At 42.3% G+C, this 18,848-nt stretch carries 15 protein-coding genes and 1 pseudogene; 8 read left to right on the top strand and 8 right to left on the bottom strand.

Going from position 1 to position 18,848, the window contains the following annotated elements:
• Nucleotides 1-8: 8 nt before the first annotated feature.
• The 4 genes and pseudogenes from A4S05_RS36570 to A4S05_RS36580 form a co-directional block, all read right to left on the bottom strand.
• Nucleotides 9-1,556, bottom strand: a complete 1,548-nt coding sequence (locus A4S05_RS36570) for an FAD-dependent monooxygenase family protein (RefSeq protein WP_069074646.1) — start codon at nt 1,554-1,556, stop codon at nt 9-11.
• 276 nt (nt 1,557-1,832) lie between these two features.
• Nucleotides 1,833-3,500, bottom strand: a complete 1,668-nt coding sequence (locus A4S05_RS36575) for a pentapeptide repeat-containing protein (protein ID WP_256091391.1) — start codon at nt 3,498-3,500, stop codon at nt 1,833-1,835.
• 286 nt (nt 3,501-3,786) lie between these two features.
• Nucleotides 3,787-3,891, bottom strand: a pseudogene (locus tag A4S05_RS44430) (pentapeptide repeat-containing protein); the annotation flags it as partial.
• Between the two features lie 311 nt (nt 3,892-4,202).
• Nucleotides 4,203-4,784 (bottom strand): Uma2 family endonuclease, encoded by a 582-nt coding sequence (locus A4S05_RS36580; protein ID WP_069074659.1) that lies wholly within the window; start codon nt 4,782-4,784, stop codon nt 4,203-4,205.
• Between the two features lie 466 nt (nt 4,785-5,250).
• Here A4S05_RS36580 and A4S05_RS36585 point away from each other — a divergent pair, with 466 nt between their 5' ends.
• From A4S05_RS36585 to A4S05_RS36615, 7 genes are all read left to right on the top strand, one after another.
• A complete protein-coding gene (locus A4S05_RS36585) occupies nt 5,251-5,493 on the top strand; it encodes a hypothetical protein (protein ID WP_069074647.1) in 243 nt (80 codons plus the stop codon).
• Entirely contained in the window at nt 5,486-5,746 is a 261-nt protein-coding gene (locus A4S05_RS36590) for a type II toxin-antitoxin system RelE family toxin (RefSeq protein ID WP_069074648.1), read from the top strand. The genes A4S05_RS36585 and A4S05_RS36590 overlap by 8 nt, the downstream gene beginning before the upstream one ends.
• Before the next feature lie 71 nt (nt 5,747-5,817).
• Entirely contained in the window at nt 5,818-6,003 is a 186-nt protein-coding gene (locus tag A4S05_RS36595; RefSeq protein ID WP_069074649.1) for a hypothetical protein, read from the top strand.
• Between the two features lie 374 nt (nt 6,004-6,377).
• On the top strand, nt 6,378-8,255 hold the full coding sequence (locus A4S05_RS36600) for an NAD(P)H-quinone oxidoreductase subunit F (RefSeq protein WP_069074650.1): 1,878 nt from the start codon (nt 6,378-6,380) through the stop codon (nt 8,253-8,255).
• Nucleotides 8,256-8,307: 52 nt separating this feature from the next.
• Nucleotides 8,308-9,033, top strand: a complete 726-nt coding sequence (locus tag A4S05_RS36605) for a carbonic anhydrase (RefSeq protein WP_069074651.1) — start codon at nt 8,308-8,310, stop codon at nt 9,031-9,033.
• Between the two features lie 280 nt (nt 9,034-9,313).
• A complete protein-coding gene (locus tag A4S05_RS36610) occupies nt 9,314-10,810 on the top strand; it encodes an NADH-quinone oxidoreductase subunit M (protein ID WP_069074652.1) in 1,497 nt (498 codons plus the stop codon).
• 134 nt (nt 10,811-10,944) lie between these two features.
• Nucleotides 10,945-12,252, top strand: a complete 1,308-nt coding sequence (locus tag A4S05_RS36615) for a CO2 hydration protein (RefSeq protein ID WP_069074653.1) — start codon at nt 10,945-10,947, stop codon at nt 12,250-12,252.
• A gap of 239 nt (nt 12,253-12,491) precedes the next feature.
• Here the strand turns inward: A4S05_RS36615 and A4S05_RS36620 are convergent, their stop codons facing one another.
• The 4 genes from A4S05_RS36620 to A4S05_RS36635 all read right to left on the bottom strand — a co-directional run bounded on the left by A4S05_RS36620 (nt 12,492) and on the right by A4S05_RS36635 (nt 16,228).
• The gene (locus tag A4S05_RS36620; RefSeq protein ID WP_069074654.1) at nt 12,492-13,415 is read right to left on the bottom strand and encodes a tetratricopeptide repeat protein; all 924 of its coding nucleotides are present in this window, start codon (nt 13,413-13,415) and stop codon (nt 12,492-12,494) included.
• A 273-nt stretch (nt 13,416-13,688) separates the two neighbouring features.
• Nucleotides 13,689-14,024, bottom strand: a complete 336-nt coding sequence (gene petJ, locus A4S05_RS36625; protein ID WP_069074660.1) for a cytochrome c6 PetJ — start codon at nt 14,022-14,024, stop codon at nt 13,689-13,691.
• A 359-nt stretch (nt 14,025-14,383) separates the two neighbouring features.
• Nucleotides 14,384-14,890, bottom strand: a complete 507-nt coding sequence (locus A4S05_RS36630; RefSeq protein ID WP_176727216.1) for a GNAT family N-acetyltransferase — start codon at nt 14,888-14,890, stop codon at nt 14,384-14,386.
• A 162-nt stretch (nt 14,891-15,052) separates the two neighbouring features.
• A complete protein-coding gene (locus A4S05_RS36635; protein ID WP_069074656.1) occupies nt 15,053-16,228 on the bottom strand; it encodes an RpoD/SigA family RNA polymerase sigma factor in 1,176 nt (391 codons plus the stop codon).
• 992 nt (nt 16,229-17,220) lie between these two features.
• Between A4S05_RS36635 and priA the strand changes: the two genes are divergently transcribed.
• Nucleotides 17,221-18,848, top strand: a 1,628-nt coding sequence (gene priA / locus A4S05_RS36640) for a replication restart helicase PriA (protein WP_084227396.1), incomplete at its 3' end; no start/stop codon positions are given.

Raw genomic sequence — 18,848 nt, forward strand, 5'->3', positions numbered from 1 at the left:
ATAAAATTCTAAGTTTCATCTGAGTAATCACCGCCAGAACCATACTTCCAGGCATCAATCAAACGATGCCAATAATATTGTTGTTCTTTTGGTTGATTCTTAATCCATGTTTCTAGCATTGGACTTAGCGAAAACAAGGCAGTGTATACACCTAAATTACTGTAATGTAACATCCAATCTAACAAACTTGCCAAACCTACTTGCGGAATTATCTTGGCAACTATTACAGGATGATATAAACCAGTTTTTATCAGTGTTTGCGTTAGTGCCGAAAACTGCACTATATCTTGTAAAAATGGTTTTAGCACTGGTGTACCTAACTGTTGCATTTCCTGAAATACTGCCGAGAGTAATTGGTTAATTTGATCTGGGGCAATTTTTTGATTTACACCAACACTCATCGCCCTTTGAAACAACCAGGTAACAGTCAAACTCGGCTGATAGGGTTGCAGCAGTGCTAAGGCTTTTGCAGATAATTGTTCTGTTTCCAGTGCTTCGGAAATGCCATAAGTTAAACGCTTCAAATGACGCACCATCGCCCCAAAACCACCAAAACTCAAGGGCGATTGACTACCACTGCTATCTCCGGCTGGAAGAATGCGACTCCACGGGGTTTTTAGCGGACTTTGGCGATAGGTGGGAAAGAAACCAAATAGTGCCCGTTGAAATTTCAGTTTGCTCAACTCCACTCCCTGATATTCTGGTAAGAGACGCAGATATTCTTCAAATAGAGCTTCTAAACTCAAACGTTGGGGTTCTGCATCCATGTAGGTAAACAAGTAAGTGGTTCTGCCATCCCTAGCTGGAAAAGCTTCCCAGAAGTACTGACATTGATTCTGCAAGGATGTAAATGATAACAACAAGTCGCCTGAGTGATTTTCCGGAAAACCTTGGGCGCAACTTCCCACAACCAAGCACAGTGCATCTGGTTTTTTGCCTTGGCGTGCTTGTTGAGTGATGGGTGAAAAATGTCCCATCGCGTCGATTAATAACCGAGTTTTGAATTGGTTATTTACCATCACCCCATCTGGATGAACTACTGCTTCAGTAAAGGGTGTATTTTCTAACAACTTTCCCCCGGCGGCGAGAAATCGGGTTTTCAAGGTAGCGAGTAGATAAACTGGATCTACACCGATATTCAATACATCCTCTACCCAAACTTCTGTACCGCCAGCAAAACTAACTCGTGCTGGGTTATATTGAGTTGCGATCGCACTCTCCAATTCTTCCTCAGTCAGCAAGTTTAATTCCACAAACACATCTAATTCTTTGCGAGAAATATTCCACTCTTGTTCCCTCCCCCGCAAAATACCGCGTTCTAGCAATGCTACCCGCAGTCCCTTCACCGCTAAGGCGCAACCGATTAAAATACCCAAAGTGCCACCGCAGATAAGCACATCGAAATCTACAACGCTTAAAAGCTGTTGACTTTCTTTAACTAACGTTGGTACTGGTGCGGAGTTTTCACGCCCAGATGTGAGAATGCGATCGCTTTGGCGCAATCCTCCTAAAACATCGCCGGGTAATTGGGAAAGAATTTCTTCTGTTAAAGACATTTTGGAAAAACTAAACTCTATATTCCAAAACTACCTGAGAATGAAGAACGTAGATGAAAATTCTAGATCCAAAGACGCGATAAATCGCCGTCTCTACAAAAGATTGATCCTTGTAGAGACGGCGATTTATCGCGTCTCTTGCCTTAATCGAACCGCATTGCTTTACCTCTTACCGATGGGGGAGAGTAAAAAATTTGGTCAATAAGACTTATGCACTGTACAAATTAATCATGTCTGTATACTTTTGAGGAATATCTCACCTACGATCGCGTTAAATTATCCCAAACCGAATAGTTTTGCGATCGCAGGCAATAATTTATTACCCGCTTCCACCAGAGAAGCAACAGCAGGTAAGCCGGTAAATATCCCTTTCAACATGGTGATGGCTGTTTTTGCCGTCTTTTGTTTAGTGGATTCTTGAGGATTTTTCCCCGCTTCAGCTAAACTGTTCACCTGTTCTAGCGCTTCGGTTTTGTCTTCTTCTGACAAATATGTGGATTGGACGATCGCATCTTGCAACTGCGACAATAATTCTTTGATTCCTGGTTTCTCGGCATCGGTTGCATCAGGTAACTCATTGAGGGCAATACTCACGTTACCGCTAATGGTTCCTAGATTAGCAATAGAATTATTGCCAGCGATACCGCTAACATTACTGCTGCCTTCAATATTGATGCCACTGATATCAGACATATTTGTATCTCCTTGAGTATAAAATTTCGGCTGCTTGAGAGCAGTATCTACCATATTTTCTAAACTAATAATGCGCTGATCTTTTTCTACCAGCAATAATTGCTGACTCTGCGATAAGGCTTTGAGTTGATTATAATCATCAAAATATTCTGCACTCAGTTGAGATTTATCGCTACCTGGGGCGGTTTTAGCTCTGAGCAAGATTTTATCATTGCCGCGCTTCTCCATTGCCACAATTTCTAACTCGGCTTCGGGATGGTTTTCGGCGAGGTTTTTGAATGCAATGGCAACAGCGCGGGGGTCAACGCCTTGATTATGGTAAAGGTCGAGGGTGTCAAAAATTGGCTTGATAAAGTCGGCAAAATCCCCGTCTGCAAATACCTCTTGTTTATTATCAGGTTTGCGGAGAGGATCGGGATCTTCTTTGGTGGGTAAACGCATGAAGACATATTCACACCTCACCCCATGCAATTTAGTTTCTCTCGTAATGCCCCAATCTTCGATGTATGCTCCGGTAAGAGTTGCACCTGTTAAATCAGTTGCGTCTAGTTGCGTTTGTTTGAGCTTTGCTCTTGACAAATCGGCATCTTGCAAGTTGGCTTCACTGAGATCAGCGCCAATAAAGCTAGCATCTGCTAAATTAGCATTTTGTAAATTGATACCCCGCAGGTTTTGACGGTCAAAGTTTTTGTCCTGTCCTTGTCCTGTAATCACTAATTCTCGTAGCTGTATGTGCTTTAGATAATTATCTCCAGTGCTAGCCAGATTAAGTTTTTGAGTGTTTAGCCAGGAAGTTCTTATGAGAATAGCGCCTTGGAAATTGGTATTTTGGTGTGTAGCTTGTGTGAAAGTTACATCAGTTAAATTAGCTTTCGTAAAGTTAGTGCCAACTATAGCAGCAAAAGAAATAGCAATATTCCTAACAAAGCCATATCTCTCATCTTCAGCTAATGCGCCACAAGCAATGTAGATCCCTAGCGCAGCAGCGACGATGGCAACTGCTATTGCCCCTTTTACTACTACAACTGCTGCTGTAATTGCTGCTGCTGCTGTTCCTATCATTGCGACTGTTCTTGCTACTACTCCTGCTACTGCCACTGCCACTGCTACTACTGCTGTCGCTACCCCTGCACCTATTACTGCTGCTGCGCCTGCGCCTGCTACTGCTGACACTACTCCTGCGTCTCCTGTTACTACCCCCCCGCCTCCTGCCGCTGCCACTGCCATTGCACCTGCCCCTGCCACTGCCACTGTACCTGCTATTGTCTACGGCTACTGCTCCGTTCACAAAACCTTTACGGATAGTGACAACAAAGAAGATCACATACACAAATAAGATGATGTTGGCAGGAACAAAACCGTATTCATTGGTAAATTCAGAACTAAAATAATATGTTATCCAAAGACTAGCGGTTGCTGAAATGAGTCCTGACAATGACGCTAAAAGTAATGAGGCTATTACTAAACCAACAACCCACTCCCATTGCAGTCCAGCCTGAGCATGACTAAAGTTTGCCCCTGTCAGGTTGGCATTAGTGAAGTTTGCACCTCGGATGTCGGCATAGCTAAAGTTTGCACCCGCAAGGTCTTGTCCTTTGAAGTTGCGTCCTCGAAGATTTTGACGGGAGAAGTCTAAAGCCATGTTCCACTTTACGGAGGTGAGCAAATTTTACTACACGCTCACCCCTGTAAATTCAGGAATGGTTAGATATATTTGAGAAGGTCAACGTCGAGCCTCAGAAGGTCAACGTCGAGCCTCAGAAGGTCAAAGTTGAGCCTCAGAAGGTCAAAGTTGAGCCTCAGAAGGTCAACATCGAGGTTCTGAGGTTCATTGTTGAAGTACAGCCAATACGGTTTGGTTATCTCAAAAAATAAAAATGTGTAAGTTGGCTTGAGGAACGAAACCCAACAGCTTGCACGGTTGCTTGGGTAATAGTAATTGAGAGTTCACTTTCACCCTGCCAAGACTTGTTCGGCACTCAAATCCAACTGTGGAAAAGTAAAAGAGATGATGCGTTCTTGTCCTCGGAATGCAACAGCATCATAGAACCCTTCTACTAGGGTGCATATTGTTACTATCTCTTGAATCGGGTCAACAATCCAATATTCGGGAATTTCCAGAACAGCATACTCAGAACGTTTGCTGCGATAGTCTGTAGTTTGTGTAGATTCGCTGACGACTTCTACCACTAATATGGGGGGAGTTTCGTTGAGTTCGATTACAGCCTCTCGATTAGAAAGTGCTTCCCACTGCTGTGTTGGTAATACTACTACATCTGGAATTCGTGAGGTGTCCCAGCGTCCTCCACGTGGCGATCGCACTCCGACAGAAAACTTTTGTGCTGTCCAATTCTGGCCCATTTTGGCGCTTTCATCATCAAAGCTTCGTTCTAAAAACTTGGAGATGCCACCGTGCTTGCCAGTGCCAAGGCTCATGGGAATTAATTCTCCATCTACCAATTCATATTGGGTATCCGTGCCATCGTTATACTTAAGATACTCTGCAAAAGTAAATTTTTTTGTGGTTGCAGTCATAGCGATACCTACGGCGGTCACTGAGCTTGTCGAAGTGTGGGCTGCGCCTACGCAATTCTCATTGATGACTCAATACAGTTATTCTACTTGCATTACAGGAAATACTGATGGAACGTTAAAAATTAAGGCGTTGCTGAATCAAGGGATGATTCTTGTAGGGTGGGCGACACGAGTGCCCTAAAATACAAGGGACGGGCAAGATGCCACTGGTGTCAACTTAACGCGAAACCGCACGTCCGCCAGCACGTCCGCCAGGGATTGTAANNTGGCTTTTCGGCCCATCCCACAAAACTAGCAAAATCATCCCGAAAATATGCAACGCCAAAATTAATTGCTATTCTTACAGGTGCAATTTCGGTGATTTTAGCGATCGCCAATTCTAGGGCGATATCTGACGACAAGCTGCCCTTAACATATAAAGGAGGGAGTAAATCGACGGTAAAAAACATTAGCTATAGAAATAACTATGGAATCAAAACAAGATGACATTACTATTCTTCAGGAAGCTGAGAAGCGTTTACGGCGACTGTCTCCAGAAAGGCTGCGGATAGTGAGTGATTTTCTAGCTGATCTAGAAGAAAGAGAAGAAAATGAGGCGACAACGGAACTTTTGAATGTCCCTGGTTTTGAGCAAGCTTTGCGTGAAGCTATGCAGGAAGCTGAGGCTGGGGAAGTAGTGTCATTTGACAGTATTCGTCGTCATGTATGAATTGGTATTGACTCGCAAAGCACAGAAGTTTTATCAAGAAGTAGATGCATCACTAGCCCAACAACTAAACCGTTGCTTTGACCAACTGCAACAGAATGCTTACGAACATCCAAACATCAAACGGCTCAAAGGTGATTTCGCAGGTCTTTTTCGCTATCGAGTTGGTGTCTGGCGAGTTGTTTATAAAGTGGATGAAGAACAGCAACTAATTACTATTTTACTGATAGCCCATCGGAGCGATGTATATCGGTAAGTGTGTGGTGTGTCTAAACTATTAATGTGGATATAGGCACTGCACAATAACTTGCATTACAGGAAATACTGATGGAACGTTCAAAATTAATTGCCATTCTTACAGGTGCGATTTCGGTGATTTTAGCGATCGCTTACCTCATCGTAGTCCAACTACTAGACTACCGGGACATGAAACCCGCCCCCATCAGCCAATTTGACCAAGCGCCTGCAATTATTTCTGTTGTTTGGCAGATTGACAAAATTACTGAAATGTAGATTACATTTAGCTGACTTGTAGAGAAAGACGCAACTGATTGCGTCTTTTGTCATTTATGTCAATGAGTAAAAATTCATAAGGACTATTGATGAAACCAACAGTTAATTCATAGATAAAAAGCAATACCTATTATTCATTACTCAAATAGTTGATTATATAAGATTTATTTAGAGGAATTATCTCAGATTTGTTTAGATAAAGTAATTCCATTTTGTCAAATATAACGGTAAGCTGTTTCTAACAAAATTAAATAAAGATAAATTTGTCTTATCTGCCTAGGGGTAGCTCATCGTAGACATCGCTGGGTTAACAGGGATCAACGCTAGTTGATTCCAAACCCCAACTTTTTGATACAAATTTAGAGGTTAAGTTGATGGCTCAGTTTCTACTTGAGACTGTTTGGCTAGTTCCTTGCTATGCCTTAATAGGTGGCTTGTTAGCCGTGCCTTGGTCGCCGGGGATCATTCGGAAAACGGGGCCAAGACCGGCTGGTTATCTAAACTTAGTGATGACATTTTTGGCGTTTGTGCATAGTGCGATCGCCTTACAAGCAACTTGGAATCAGCCAGCCCAAGAAGTATTTATACCTTGGTTATCTACAGCTGGTTTAGACCTCACTATTGCTTTGGAAATATCCTCAGTTAGTGTTGGCGCTTTAGTTGTGATTACTGGGTTGAATTTGCTGGCGCAAATTTATGCCATCGGCTACATGGAAATGGATTGGGGTTGGGGACGCTTCTATTCCTTATTAGGATTATTTGAAGCGGGACTATGTGCCCTTGTTCTGTGTAATAATTTGTTCTTCAGCTATGTAATTTTGGAAGTCCTCACACTGGGAACCTACCTACTAGTCGGCTTATGGTTTAGCCAGCCGTTAGTAGTTTCAGGTGCTAGAGATGCTTTCTTAACCAAGCGGGTGGGAGATTTATTCTTGCTGATGGGCGTATTGGCATTATGGCCCCTCGCCGGAACTTGGAGTTATCCAGAACTAGCCCAGTGGGCGACGACTGCAAACGTCAATCCAACAACAATCACACTGGTAGGTTTAGCCTTAATTGCTGGGCCGATGGGTAAGTGCGCCCAGTTCCCCCTGCATTTATGGTTAGATGAGGCAATGGAAGGCCCAGTTCCTAGTACGATTTTGCGGAACTCGGTAGTAGTTGCTAGTGGTGCATGGGTGCTGATTAAACTGCAACCTGTGTTAACTATCTCGCCCATAGTTTCCTCAGCGATGGTGGGAATTGGGGTAGTGACAGCGGTGGGTGCTTCGTTAATTGCGATCGCTCAAATTGATCTTAAACGCTGCCAATCCTATTCTGTAAGTGCATACATGGGTTTAGTGTTCATCGCTGTGGGAACGCAACAATACGAAGCGGCGCTGTTGTTGGTACTCACCCATGCTATATCGGCGGCCCTGTTGGTGATGAGTACTGGGGGAATTATCTGGAATAGCATCACCCAAGATGTCACCCAATTAGGCGGATTGTGGACACGTCGCCCGATTTCTGCGATCGCTTTTATCGTCGGGACTTTGGGATTAATTGGCTTTCCACCACTGGGTAGCTTTTGGGCGTTGATGGAACTAGCAGATGGATTGTGGGAAACACAACCTTGGTTAGTGGGAGTAATAATTGCGGTAAATGCTTTAACAGCCGTGAGTTTAACCAGAGAATTTGGTTTACTTTTTGGTGGTAAAGCTACACAAATGAGTCAGCGATCGCCTGAAGCACACTGGCCAATGGTTCTGCCAATGATGATTTTACTTGGTGTCAGTCTACATCTTCCTTTAGTGTTGCAAAGCTTATCACTTTTACCCAATTGGGCAACTGTAAATAAAGATGTCGCACTACTTTTAATTTGGTCGAGTATTTTCGGTTGCAGTATCACTGGAGTGATTTATTTAGGCAATATTCCTAAACCGATTCGCCTCCCTTGGCAAGGCTTGCAGGATTTGTTTGCATACGACTTTTACACTCCCAAACTCTATAAAATGACCATTATTTTTGGAGTTGCCAAAATTTCTCAACTTGCCGATATGATTGACCGCTTTGTAGTCGATGGCATCGTTAATTTCGTTGGTTTATTTTCGCTATTGGGTGGTGAAGGTCTTAAATACAGCACCTCTGGTCAAACCCAGTTTTATGCCTTAACCGTTCTTTTAGGAGTAGGTTTTTTAGGAATGTGGGTAGCTTGGCCATTTTGGGGAATACAGTTTTTAAATTTGATTTCCCAAATCTCGACACTTGGATAGTCAAGCACCTTTTCATTACAAGTAGCCAGTTTAATATTTTGAGGAGAATACCATGAGTAGACTAAATTCCAAATTCAATCTTTCCAGAAGAAGTTTATTCAAGTTTGGTGCAGGTGCGATCGGTACAGGTGTAATGACAGCCGGACTTAGCTCAAACTTACTTGCAGCCGAAACAAAAGTCCCAGTAGCGCCAGCAAAAGATGATATTACCCCCGATAAGGCATTGCAAGAATTATTAGATGGGAATGAAAGATTTGTTAAAGCAAAACGTCGCAATCCCAACCAAAATCAATCACGTTTAGTCGAAGTTGCCAAAGGTCAAAAGCCTTTTGCTTCTATTCTAGGCTGTGCAGATTCACGAGTGCCTTCAGAGATTGTTTTTGACCAAGGGCTTGGAGATATATTTGTCTGCCGTATAGCTGGTAATATTGCCACAACACAGCAAATTGGTAGCTTAGAATTTGGCAGCTTAGTATTAGGTACTAAAGTCATCATGGTCATGGGACATGAAAGATGTGGTGCAGTAGATGCCGCAATTAAAGGTGCTCAAGTTCCAGGGCAAATTGGAAGTTTACTTGACGCAATTAAACCAAGCGTAGAAAAATCAAAAGAAGAATCAGGAGATAAGTTAGAAAATGCTTGTAAAGCAAATATTTTGGCGCAAGTTGAAAAATTGAAATCATCGCCAGTTTTATCTGAGTTAATCAAGGCAGAAAAGCTGAAAGTAGTTGGTGGTTATTACGATTTAGATACTGGCAAAATCAGTCTAGTTAGTTAGATTTTTTGTGAGAATTCAGCACCCAGAAGTCAGAAGTCAGAATTTAAAAGGAATGCAGGATGAATTAGTACATTTATGTATCAAATTTTCTCCTAATTCTTTTAAAGATTCTGAATTATGTTATGAATAGCGGGGCGTTTAGCCCATTCTGACTCCTGAATTCTTACGATTTTTTAAATCTCGTTTCCAGGTGGAACCTGGAAATGTACTTCATTGATCTGCTAGCGCGAATTCAGAGACATTTATAACAATTACCAATTTTCTAAAATCCCAAATTGCCATGTTAAGTGTTTTGATTTGGCTGCCAATTTTAGCTGCTGCTCTCATAGCAATATTACCTGTAAGCTTCCCTAAACATCGCATTCGTTTAACAGGATTAATTTTTTCTGGGATAGTTCTTTTTTGGAACCTTTTTATTCTGCTAAAATTTGATATTAGCAATCCAGGGATGCAATTTAAAGAGTATTTGCCCTGGAATGAAACTCTGGGATTAAACTATCAATTAGGTGTCGATGGGCTTTCTATATTAATGTTGGTGTTAAATAGCCTGCTCACCTGGATTGCTATTTACAGCAGTAGTAAAGAAACTGAGCGTCCCCGGCTGTTTTACTCCATGATTTTATTAGTTAGTGGAGGAGTTGCAGGCGCTTTTCTAGCAGAGAATTTACTATTGTTCTTCCTATTCTACGAGCTAGAATTAATCCCCTTCTACTTACTAATTTCCATTTGGGGAGGGGCAAAACGGGGTTATGCTGGGATGAAATTCCTGATTTATACTGCTGTTTCGGGAGCCTTAATTCTGGCAGCATTCTTGGGTATGGTGTGGCTGAGTGGTTCTACCAATTTTGCTTTTGATGCAGTCTCTACAGAAAACCTGTCAACAGCAAAGCAAATCCTTTTACTAGCAGGAATAGTATTAGGTTTTGGGATTAAAATTCCCTTAATTCCCTTTCATACTTGGCTACCCGATGCTTACGTTGAAGCTTCAGCACCAATTGCGATTCTTCTTGGTGGCGTGTTAGCAAAGCTGGGAACCTATGGATTGCTACGATTTGGTTTGGGTATGTTTCCCCACGCTTGGAGCATTATTGCACCGACTTTAGCAATTTGGGGAGCAATCAGCGCTATCTATGGAGCAGTAATTGCGATCGCTCAAACAGATATCAAGCGCATGGTAGCATACAGTTCCGTCGGTCACATGGGCTATATTTTGTTAGCTGGTGCTGCTAGTACTCCCTTAGCACTCGTTGGTGCAGTCGCCCAAATGTTCAGCCACGGTATCATCCTAGCCATTCTCTTCCACTTGGTAGGAGTTGTAGAAGCCAAAGTTGGTACACGCGAGTTAGATAAACTCAACGGTTTAATGAGTCCCATACGCGGTTTACCTCTAATTAGCGCCTTATTAGTTTTAAGCGGGATGGCTAGCGCAGGTATTCCTGGTTTAACAGGATTTATCGCGGAATTTATTGTCTTTCAAGGTAGTTTCTCTGCTTTCCCCATTCCAACAATTTTGTGTATAGTGGCTAGTGGATTAACCGCAGTTTATTTTCTCATCCTCCTCAACCGCACCTGTTTTGGCAGACTAGATAACTTAGCCTACTATCCTAAAGTCCTTTGGTCTGAGAAAATACCAGCTTTAATTTTGGCAGCTTTTATCATCTTTTTAGGAGTACAACCCACTTGGTTAGTCCGTTGGAGTGAATCTACAACGACAACAATGGTGGCTGCAATTCCCTCCTTAGAAAAAACCGTAATCTCTGAAGTAGCCCTGAAATAGGAAATCCATCAAAACACTTGTAGAGACGGCGATTTATCGCGTCTCAAAACCTATCCCCCCAGACACAATTTATCGCGGATCAAAACCTATCTCACAGACGCGATAAATCGCGTCTCTACAAATTTACAATTACCATGACAGCAATTAAAACAGCAATTAAATTACCTCCTTCAAAACATGAATTTTCTGAAGTAATTCACCGCTTAGAAGCAGGCGGTGCAATGTTACCCGATACCCCAGAAAATTTGATGCAAATCATCGGTTTATACAAAGCTTATGCTGTGCCGATGGATTTTTACTGGCGTGACCTACTTTATATTGCCGAACGCGAATTTTTAAACCCGCTTCCCTTCTTTAAATACTTTTTACCCAAAGAGTATTTAGAATTGCATAATCATTATGCTGGCGATAATGCCGATTTGCGAATTTGGCGCGGCGAAGCTACTGCACATCCAGAACTTTTGGCATTTATCGAGAAGGGTGAAACTTTCAAAATGCCCAAGTTGTTGCACCACTTGTTCCACGATCGCATTAACATGGAATTTGCTGAAGCTTGTATGCGGGCGATGTTGTGGCACAGAGGTATGGGTGGACAATTTGACCCTTACCTAGATTCAGACGAATACAAAGCCAACGCCGACAGAGCAATTAAAGCTTACTTCCAAGGGAACCCCGTCATGCTGGGACTTTACAAGCTGTTCCCCGATATGTTTTTGGAACAGTGTCGCCAGATGTCATACTACGCTAATCTGGGCTTATTCTGGGAAATCATGGCCCCAGTATTCTTTGAAATGTCCGATCGCTATGATGAAGGTACCATTAGCAGCGTCCCAGAGGCGATGAGTTTCTTAGTTAATGGTATATTTGCGATCGCAGGTCGTCCAATTTACCATCACGTTTATATTCGTGGTGAATGCTACGAAATTGTTCCAAAATCCAAGGGTTTCATGTGGCTATATGAAGCCGCATTACCTTATGTCGAAGCTGTTTTCTACCGCACCGCCCCCTTCCGCGGCACAAAATCTTATAATGCTCAAGCGCGTCAAGTACCAGCAGACCAAAAAGACTTTCACTATGGTATTCTTTACGCTGATGTATTCCCAGTGGGTACTGCCGGCATTCCCCCCACATTATTAATGCAAGATATGCTGCATTTTTTACCACCCTATCTTGTTGATTACTACAGCCAACATTGCCGGGGTGAAGAAGATATGTTGATTCAGTTGGGAGTTAGTTTTCAACGGTCAATGTACTGTGTTACTTCTGCGGTAATTCAAGCTTTGCGAACTGCACTTTTATATCCTTTAGATGACCAAAATCCTAAGCATTTACAAGCTAATCGAGACTTTTTTGAAATGCAGTTAAATCGCTTTACTCGACCAGAATATAACATTCGTGATGCTGCTCGTTTGGGAAGTATTCAGAGTCAAGATTATAGATGATATAGCAGGAGGCAGGAGGCAGCTATGCTGGAGGCAGGAGGTAAAAGTATTACTATTCCTAGCCTTGGGGTTTTCAAAATGTCCTAACCGTGGCTACGGCTATACATCCCCTAAATCCCCCTTAAAAAGGGGGACTTTTTTTGGTTAGCAGTGGATTTACTCACCAGATGTGCTGATAGTGAACTTAACTGCCGAACAGATTTTTCAAGCTGGTGGATACCCTGTATAGCCTTGCAGTGCTAGAAAAGAGCGATTTCGGTTACAGACGAAATTTGTTGTCGCAGATTCTTCAGCAAATCTAGAGTTTTTTCATAGGCAACTTTCTTTCCTTGATGCTCATAGTACTCAGATGCTTTTTGCAGATCAGCGATCGCAGCTAAATGATATCCTAAGCGATACTGGGCTACTCCCCGATTAACATAAGCCTGGGCATTACTGGGGTTAAGTCTGATGACTTGGGAAAAATCACGCACTGCACCAAAGTCATCTCCGTTTCGTCCGCAAGCACAAGCTCGGTTAAAGTACGCTCTATAATCGTTAGCATTGAGACGAATTGCTAGATTAAAGTCGAGCATAGCTGCTTGGGTATCTTGTAAGACAAAATGCGCTAAACCTCGGTCATTATAGATATCTGCAAGCAGTAAGCTAGTAATTCGGGGAATTTGAGTTAAAGCTAAATTAAAGTCAAGAATTGCCTTTGAGTCTTTCCCATCGCCAGCACGGGCTAGCCCTCGGTTGTAGTAAGCTCGAAAATCGTAGGGTTTAAGTGCGATCGCTCGATTATAATCAACGATGGCACTAGGATAATCCCCTTCTCTGTAGAGTGCCAAACCCCGGTTCAGATAAGCCTCAGAGTTATCTGGTGCAAAATTTATGGCTTGAGTACAATCTGCGATCGCTTGATGGTAATCTTGTAGTTGGAGATAAGCAAGACAGCGATCGCTATAAGCCACAGCAAAATCTTTCTCTAGTTCAATCGCCTGCTTGAAATTCTTTATTGCTTCCTGATAATCACCACGCCGCATCTTATCTACACCCAACTCCAAGAAATCACCCGCTGTGATTTGGGTAATAAAAATGGGTGAAGAATGTGCAGGTAAAGTCAAAAAAGTGAGAGGGAAAGCAACAATTACACTAATCAATAATCGCCAAAAATTACTCATAATACCAAATTAGGATAGGTAATATTACTTGATATTTTTGGAACAATCTTTTTGCAAAGACTCGTAATCCAAAATTGGTATAAGCATCCTATTTGATAATTCCGGCAGTAGCAAAATTAGCGGGACAAAAAGCCCCGCTAATTATTAATTCTTGAAGTTATACCAATTTGAAAAAAGAATGCGACAAATAGACCATTTGTAGAGACGCGATTCATCGCGTCTTTACCCAAGGATGTGTTGCAATCATTAATTTAATTGGTATTAGATTTTAGTCTACTTCCAGCCATTATCTGCTTGTGAAAGCACATAAGCAGTTACATCTTCAATCTGGTTAGCTTTCAAACGACTGCCGAAAGCAGGCATGGCATTTTTACCTTTTGTAACTTGGGCGATAATCGCCTCTGCTGAGTACATACCATATTTTTCTAAAGCCTCCTTCTTCAGATTCTTCGGAGCTTGAACCAGATTTTTACCTCCCGCGTGACAAGAGGCACAATTGGCACTAAATACTTTAGCTCCACTAGCAGCATCTCCTGCTAAAGCTGGACTACTGAAGGCAAAGGTGAAGATTGCTATGCCTAACAGCATCACTGTAATCATTTTTTTCATTTCGTGTTCTCTCTGCAATAACGGCTTATTCGGTGCAATATCCTCCATAATTGTCAGTTGAGCCGCTGCTATAGTCAAACGACAAGCTGTCAAACTTCGCTTGAAAGTTTTTGGATTTCTAATCTTCGAGGTTTGTAGTAAGCACTAAAGTGCTTATACCAAAAAGTTATAAAGATACACTTAAATTAATCACAGGGCTTAAGCAAACAATAGCCGAAAAGAATGATTTTCAGTTAGGGGTAATTATTAAGTGCAAGCTTACTGGAAATTGGTATTAGAAAATAAGGACTAAAGTCCTTACTACAAACTTGCTTACCACTACTATTGCTAATTACGTTAGCGAAGTAGAAGCGTTATTATCAATTGTGAATTCTTTTAACAGATCCTAACTGAGTAAGCGCATCTTCTGTGACGCGACAAATTCTCCAATCATCTAATATAGATGCTCCCATACTACGGTAAAATGCTTGGGCTGACTCGTTCCAATCCAAGACACTCCACTCTAACCGCCCACAATCACGTTCTACAGCTATCTGGGCTACTTTAGTCAAGAGAGCTTTACCAATACCTTGCCTACGATATTCTGGTAAAACAAATAAATCTTCCAGATAAATTCCTGGCTTAGTCAAAAATGTTGAATAATTATGAAAAAATAGGGCAAAACCAATAGCTTGATCCGCAGATTCTGCTAATATTGCCTCTACATACCTCCGTGAACCAAATAAATGCTCCTCAAGTGCCAGAGCATTGCCAGTGATAGCGTGAGATAATTTTTCATACTCAGCAAGACCTTCAATTAATTTAAACAGTACGCTGCAATCGGCTGGTTCAGCACAACGCACAATCAAATTGCTACACGAAGTCATTAGTCTATAGTCCATAGTTCATAGTCCATAGTCTATAGGTAACTGTGCAATTTTTTTGAGTAATGACTAAACGAAAGCCGAAAAAAGGTACAAAACGCCCAGTTTTTACGAATTGCGAAGCTAATTAGGTCAGGTATTGTATCTCTATCTTCATCAATGTAATTAAATCAACCAACCTTTTAAGCGTTTGGCTATGTGAGGACGCCGCAATTTCCGCATGGCTTTGCTTTGAATTTGACGCACTCGCTCACGAGAAAGATTGAACATATTGCCAACTTCTTCTAAGGTACAGGGTTCGCTGGTTGTCAAACCATAGCGCAGAGAAATCACATCTTTCTCCCGTGGAGTTAACACGTCACCCAAGACTTCCCAAATCTCCTGACGCATCATGTTTTCATTCATTTTTGCTTCTGGAGACAGGTTGTCTTCATCTTCTAGCAAATCCATCAATTCCGTGTCTTCTTCCTTTCCGACGCGGTGGTTAAGAGAAAGTGCTTGACGGCGTAGTTGTTGTAGCTGGCGTAGTTGCTGCACACTAATTTCCAAAGCTTCTGCCATTTCACCTTCGGTAGGATTACGACAGAGTTTTTGTTTGAGTTCTCGTTGTGCTTTTTTTAGCTTGTTAAGCTTTTCAACAATATGAATAGGTAGCCGAATTGTCCGCGCATCGTTAGCTATAGCCCTAGTAATCGCTTGTCTAATCCACCAATAGGCGTAAGTAGAGAACTTATATCCTTTATCGGGATCAAACTTTTCTGTAGCGCGATTTAAACCCATTGCTCCTTCCTGAATTAAATCCAGAAAAGGCACTCCCCGATTTAGATATCGCTTGGCAATAGATACTACCAATCTCAGGTTTGAGCGAATCATTTTGCGTTTCGCTACTCTACCTTGATACAAGCGACTTTCTAGTTGCTTTTCCGTCATTTCTAGCTCGGAAGCTACTTCTAATTTGCTGGGTTCATGTTCCAGTTTTAACTGTAAAGCCGCTTGTATTTCTCTGAATTCTTCTAGAAATCTGACTCGTCGCGCTAACTCTACTTCTTCATCAGGTTTGAGGAGCGGATAACGCGCCATTTCCTTAAAAAACGCGCCGACAGCATCATCATGTTCGGTTTTATTGTATCCCGAAGGACGAGCCGCCGCCATTTCATCCCCCCCGTCGCGCTCCTCTGATTCTAGATTTTCGACTACAATTGGAGATTCTTCATCTGCTACTGCATTTAAACTATCAAGTGATGGTTCTTCGATATCAGCAGCATTCTCCAATATTTCCATTTTTCCCAATTCAACAATATTCATAGTTTCCTTTAGGGATTGTTGCTTTGTTTGGTACATAATTTAGTTACAGCTACTCGTTTGAGGCTTGGTAGTTTTCCCTAATGGACAATGCACCCGTTTATATAGTGAAATACAGGCTGATGCTAATTTATCTAGAGAGATTAGGAGGCAGAAGGCAGAAGGCAGGAATAATCAACCTTTAAAAGTCCGGGACTTAAGCTGTGAATGCTTTGTATCTCGCAGCACTTTCCGCTTGATACAATTGTTCTTTTTAAACTGGGTTTTATACCCAGAGCTAAAGCTTTCATTGATAATTCTTTCCTTCTGCTTTATTCTCTGTCCCTCCTGAATTCTCTGATAAAATTAGCATCTACCTAGCATCTATGGTTACGGTTCTGTACAACCTATAACGAAACTGGTCTTAGCACCCAACAAAACTTTGTTCTTAGGTTCCCAACAGATATATTCTTCATTTTTTTCCGAATTATCAAATATGTCAAACCCCCTCAAACTTTCTCAACCTTAACAAACATAAAAATCTCAGTTAACCATCCAATTTTCTTAAACTTTCATATATTTTTCTAAATATTTTTAATGTCTTTGGCGTTGGAAGTCACTGGATAAAACAAAAACCTGGTATTAGTGTTATGCATTCCCGATTTCAAGTTACTCAAATGATACAAATTACAATAATGGCAGCTTAATTTCGGGATGTTCTTATTTGTATAAAAGCATCTCATAAGCAGAAAGGGTTGAATATCTATCGATAGGCGGAAAAAGGCTACTCCCTATTTAGTAGATGAGTAACTGTTGCAGCAAGAGCCGGGATGTTTTTATTTGTATAGTGGGTACCAAATATTTATTGCATGTCTAGTTGATACGAATTTGTCTAGTAGATTACATAAGAGGAAACTTATCAAGTATTATGAAGGATAACAGTATTGAGAAATACCATTTAAATTTAAGAAAGCAAAAAATTAGAGTTGACTTAGCTAGGTTAATTTAGACCAGGGATGTGAGGAAAATATCTAACTATAAAGTCAGAAACTATGTATATTAAAGACGTAAATTTATCTCCTTTAGTGGTATCTGAACCTAGAGAATCATACCAGCCAGATGCAACTCTTAATCGATGGGTTGAAGTACTGGTAGACTGTCCAGGAAGTACAGGACTATTTACTTATCGATTGCCAGCCCAGTTAGAAATCAAACCAGGGGATATTTTAAGCGTGCCGTTTGGGGCACAACAATTAGGAGCGATCGCGATTCGGTTACTGACACAACTAAATGTCGATTTACCACCAGAAAAAATCCGAGAAGTAGAAGATATAGTTAGCGTTGGATTTTTCCCAAGTGCTTATTGGGAATTACTCAATCGAGTCGCTGCATATTACTATACGCCGCTGATTCAAGTAATCCGGGTTGCCCTACCGCCAGGGTTGCTGGGGCGATCGCAGCGACGTATCCGCGTTGTGAGAGGCGAGGGGGGAGGGGGTAGGGAACAGGGGGCAGGGAACAGGGGACAGGGAACAGGGGGGAGTAGTTATTTACTAGGATCTCCTAATCCTTTGGCTTTTCTGACTCCAACTGCGCGGCAAGTTTGGGAACTTTTGCAAGGGCAGGCGGCGGGGGACTATAGTTTTGTCTACCTTCAACAAAAAGTCAAATCTGCTTATCGGGGAATTCGGGAGTTATTGCGATTTGGTTTAGTGGAAAGCTACTTAGAACCGCCACGACTGACTCGACCAAAGTTGCAAAAAGCAGTTACGCTCACAGGTACAATTGATCGAGATTTAACCACTCGCCAACGAGAGATTTTAGAAGTGCTGCGGCGGCGTGGTGGGGAATTGTGGCTAAATGAATTCCTACAGATTTGTAAAACAACTACTCCTACCCTGAAAGGGCTGGAGGAAAAAGGCTACATCGTCATCGAAGAACGAGAAGTATTGCGAACAGAACAGGGGCCAGCTTTAGTAGGCGATAGTGCTAAATCCTTAACTACTGCCCAAGCTAGCGCCTTAGAAACAATTCAGACATTAAATGGATTTGCTCAAGTTTTATTGCATGGGGTGACAGGTTCAGGAAAAACCGAAGTATATTTGCAAGTGATCGCACCTCTCCTCAACCAAGGCGAATCCGCCCTGGTTTTAGTCCCAGAAATCGGACTCACACCCCAGCTAACCGATCGTTTTCGCGCCCGTTTTGGCAATAAAGTCAGCGTTTATCACAGCGCCCTCTCCGACGGTGAACGTTACGACACTTGGCGACAAATGCTCGCTGGAGAACCCCAAGTTGTGATTGGTACTCGTAGCGCCGTTTTTGCCCCTTTGCCCAACTTGGGTTTAATTATTTTAGATGAAGAACACGACAGCAGTTTCAAACAAGATTCGCCCATACCCACCTACCACGCCCGCACCGTCGCCCAATGGCGAGCCGAGTTAGAAAATTGCCCCTTGGTGTTAGGTTCTGCTACGCCTTCCTTGGAGAGTTGGGTAAGCGTGAGGGGGCAGGGGGCAGGGGAGCAGGGGGGCAGGGGAGCAGGGGAGGCAGGGGGCAGGGGGCAGGGGGCAGAGGGAGAATTCGTAACTCCTAACTCCTCACTCATTACTCATTACTCATTACTCATTACTCATTACTTAAGCTTGCCTGAGCGCGTCAACTCCAGCCCTTTACCGCC

This window comes from Nostoc sp. KVJ20, from assembly GCF_001712795.1.
Lineage (GTDB): Bacteria > Cyanobacteriota > Cyanobacteriia > Cyanobacteriales > Nostocaceae > Nostoc.

What these genes read in the sequence shown, in the direction of transcription:
- A4S05_RS36570 (WP_069074646.1), bottom strand. Translation starts at nt 1,556, where the DNA reads ATGTCTTTAACAGAAGAAATTCTTTCCCAATTACCCGGCGATGTTTTA.
- A4S05_RS36580 (WP_069074659.1), bottom strand. Translation starts at nt 4,784, where the DNA reads ATGACTGCAACCACAAAAAAATTTACTTTTGCAGAGTATCTTAAGTAT.
- A4S05_RS36585 (WP_069074647.1), top strand. Translation starts at nt 5,251, where the DNA reads ATGGAATCAAAACAAGATGACATTACTATTCTTCAGGAAGCTGAGAAG.
- A4S05_RS36590 (WP_069074648.1), top strand. Translation starts at nt 5,486, where the DNA reads ATGTATGAATTGGTATTGACTCGCAAAGCACAGAAGTTTTATCAAGAA.
- A4S05_RS36595 (WP_069074649.1), top strand. Translation starts at nt 5,818, where the DNA reads ATGGAACGTTCAAAATTAATTGCCATTCTTACAGGTGCGATTTCGGTG.
- A4S05_RS36600 (WP_069074650.1), top strand. Translation starts at nt 6,378, where the DNA reads ATGGCTCAGTTTCTACTTGAGACTGTTTGGCTAGTTCCTTGCTATGCC.
- A4S05_RS36605 (WP_069074651.1), top strand. Translation starts at nt 8,308, where the DNA reads ATGAGTAGACTAAATTCCAAATTCAATCTTTCCAGAAGAAGTTTATTC.
- A4S05_RS36610 (WP_069074652.1), top strand. Translation starts at nt 9,314, where the DNA reads ATGTTAAGTGTTTTGATTTGGCTGCCAATTTTAGCTGCTGCTCTCATA.
- A4S05_RS36615 (WP_069074653.1), top strand. Translation starts at nt 10,945, where the DNA reads ATGACAGCAATTAAAACAGCAATTAAATTACCTCCTTCAAAACATGAA.
- A4S05_RS36620 (WP_069074654.1), bottom strand. Translation starts at nt 13,415, where the DNA reads ATGAGTAATTTTTGGCGATTATTGATTAGTGTAATTGTTGCTTTCCCT.
- petJ (WP_069074660.1), bottom strand. Translation starts at nt 14,024, where the DNA reads ATGAAAAAAATGATTACAGTGATGCTGTTAGGCATAGCAATCTTCACC.
- A4S05_RS36630 (WP_176727216.1), bottom strand. Translation starts at nt 14,890, where the DNA reads ATGACTTCGTGTAGCAATTTGATTGTGCGTTGTGCTGAACCAGCCGAT.
- A4S05_RS36635 (WP_069074656.1), bottom strand. Translation starts at nt 16,228, where the DNA reads ATGTACCAAACAAAGCAACAATCCCTAAAGGAAACTATGAATATTGTT.